Source organism: Streptomyces sp. NPDC059851 (assembly GCF_042732005.1).
GTDB lineage: Bacteria > Actinomycetota > Actinomycetes > Streptomycetales > Streptomycetaceae > Streptomyces.
Window position 1 is genome coordinate 1 of sequence record NZ_JBHWJJ010000282.1, and the last position, 2,489, is coordinate 2,489.

Below are 2,489 nucleotides of genomic sequence, written 5' to 3' on the forward strand. Positions count from 1 at the left end.
ACACTTCAGATCCTCCTGGCCACCTGGGCCGGCGCCTGCCCCACCTGTCACCGCGACATACCCACCCGCGAACCAACCTGACCAAGCACTACTAGAAGGCTGCTGAAAATCTGCTGTTCTGGCCCCGGCTTGGTGGAGTCGGGGCCAGTCTGTTGTCATGCAGGGGGAATGGGCCGGGGAGACGGTCGGGCCGGATGTGTGGGAGACGTGCCGGGAGTTGATCCCGGCCGGGAGTGTGTTCGCCTTCCTGGCCGAGCACCGCGAGGTGCTGTTCCCGCCAGGGATGTTCGCGGACATGTATCCCTCGTCCAACGGCCGTCCGAGCCTGCCACCACAGGTCCTGGCCGCGACGGTGGTGCTGCAGAGCCTGCACGGGCTGTCGGACTTCGAGGTCGTTCAGGAGCTGCGGTGTGACCTGCGGTGGAAGGCCGCCTGCGGGCTCGGCCTGCACGACACCGCGTTCGACCCGTCGCTGCTGACGTACTTCAGGCGCCGTCTGCGTACCTCGGCCGATCCGATGCGGGTCTTCACCACGGTCAAGAACGTCGTGGCCGCGACTGGTGTGCTCAAGGGCAGGCATCGGCGGGCGTTGGACTCGACCGTGCTCGATGACGCGGTGGCCCCAGGACACCGTCACGCAGATCATCTCCGCGATCCGGCGGGTGATCCGTGAGGTTCCCGGTGCCGCGGAGGTGGTCGCGGAGCACTGCCGGGCGCACGACTACAGCGATCCGGGCAAGCCGAAGATCGCCTGGGATGACGAGACGGCCCGTGCCGCGCTGGTGGACGCGCTGGTCACCGATGCCTTCAACCTGCTCGGACACCTGCCCGAACAAGAATTGGGCGAGAAGGCGGCAAACGCGGTCGGTCTGCTGGCCCTGGTCGCCGGACAGGACGTGGAGCCGGCCGAGGACTCCGACGGCCGCGACGGCCGCTGGCGCATCGCGAAGCGCACAGCACCCGACCGGACGGTCTCCACCGTCGACCCCGACGCCCGGCACATCCACAAGAACCGCACCCGCCACCAGGACGGCTTCAAAGGGCACGTGTCCTTCGAACCTGAAACCGGGCTGTTCACCGCTGTCGCCCTCACCGGCGGTTACGGCCCCGGCAACCACGAGGCCGCCGTCGCCGCCGGCCTGCTGGCCGACGAAGAAGAGGGCACGGAGTTAACCGTGCTCGGCGACTCCGCCTACGGCACCGGCGAACTGCGCGAGCACCTTCAGGACCAGGGCCACACCCTGGTGATCAAACCGCCGCCGATCCGGACGGCCGTCCCCGGCGGCTTCACCATCGACGACTTCCACCTTGACCTGGCCGCCGGCACCGCGACCTGCCCGGCCGGACACGCCACCAACCTCGGGCAGGTCAAAGCAGACGGCGCCCGCACCGCCCAGTTCAAGCGTCTGTGCACCGGCTGTCCCCTGCGGGAACGCTGCACCACCTCCAAGACCGGACGCACCGTGAACGTCCACCCCCAGCACGAACTGCTGGCCGCCGCCCGAGCGCAGGCCGTCACCGACGTGGCCTGGCAGGACGAGTACCGCCAATGGCGGCCACCAGTCGAACGTGCCATCGCCTGGCTCGTCGCCAAGGGCAACCGCCGAGTCCCGCACCGAGGCGTCATCGCCAACAACATCTGGCTCCACCACCGCGCCGCCGCCCTCAACCTCCGCCGACTGATCAACCTCGGACTCACCCGAACCAGCACCACCTGGCGCCTCGCCCCGGCCACCGCATAGCGAAAGGGGCCACCCGGCCTCCGGCCGGACAGCCCCCTCAACAAGATTTTCAGCAGCCTTCTAGGCCGGTTCACAGCCGGTACTGGTGGCGGAGGGTCGCACCGTCATGGGGACGGTGGGGTGATGCGGAGGGTGTGGCTGACGGTGGTCTGGTCGATCTCCGTGGTGCGCACCGTGACCTTTGCGGTCCACTCCCCCGGCAGGGGCAGCCGCAGGTCGTAGGCGGCCCAGTGCCCCCGCTGGTTCTTGAGCCTGGCGTCGATCGGGCCGATGTCCAGGGCCTCCTGGGTGAGCGTCAGGCGGAGTTCGGGAACGGTGGCGAAACCGCCGTCCGCCGAATACACGACGGCCTCGACCGTGTTCGCGCCGACACGCCCGGGCGCCAGCGTGATCTGGACCGTGCCCTGCCGGCCGGCCGTCCCCATGTCGAAGGGGATCGTGAGCACCTTCGCCTGCGGCGCCTGTGCCGCGGCGGTTGCCAGGGCCCGCTCTCCCTCGGCGCGACCCGGCTCCGTACCGGTGAGCAGGGTCGTGACCGCCAGGACCACGGCGCTGATTGCGGCTTCTACGGCCACCGTGCGGCGCAGCCTGCGCTGGTATCCGTCGGCCCCGGGGACGGGCGGCTCCGTGCCGGCGGCTCCCTCCTCCCCGCCGGCGACGGCCCGCTCGGGCTCGGGCACCGCCGCCGTCTGTACGGCCGCGGCCCGCTCGGGCTCGGGCACCGCCGCCGTCTGTACGGCCGCGGCC

2 pseudogenes are annotated in these 2,489 nt (G+C 70.4%); one reads left to right on the forward strand and one right to left on the reverse strand.

The annotated features are described in order from the left end of the window. Nucleotides 1-157 precede the first annotated feature (157 nt). Nucleotides 158-1,742 (forward strand): annotated as a pseudogene (locus tag ACFV7Q_RS38715) (IS1182 family transposase). 104 nt (nucleotides 1,743-1,846) lie between these two features. On the opposite strand, the pseudogene ACFV7Q_RS38720 reads toward ACFV7Q_RS38715, so the two are convergent. Next, nucleotides 1,847-2,489 (reverse strand): annotated as a pseudogene (locus tag ACFV7Q_RS38720) (copper-binding protein); the annotation flags it as partial.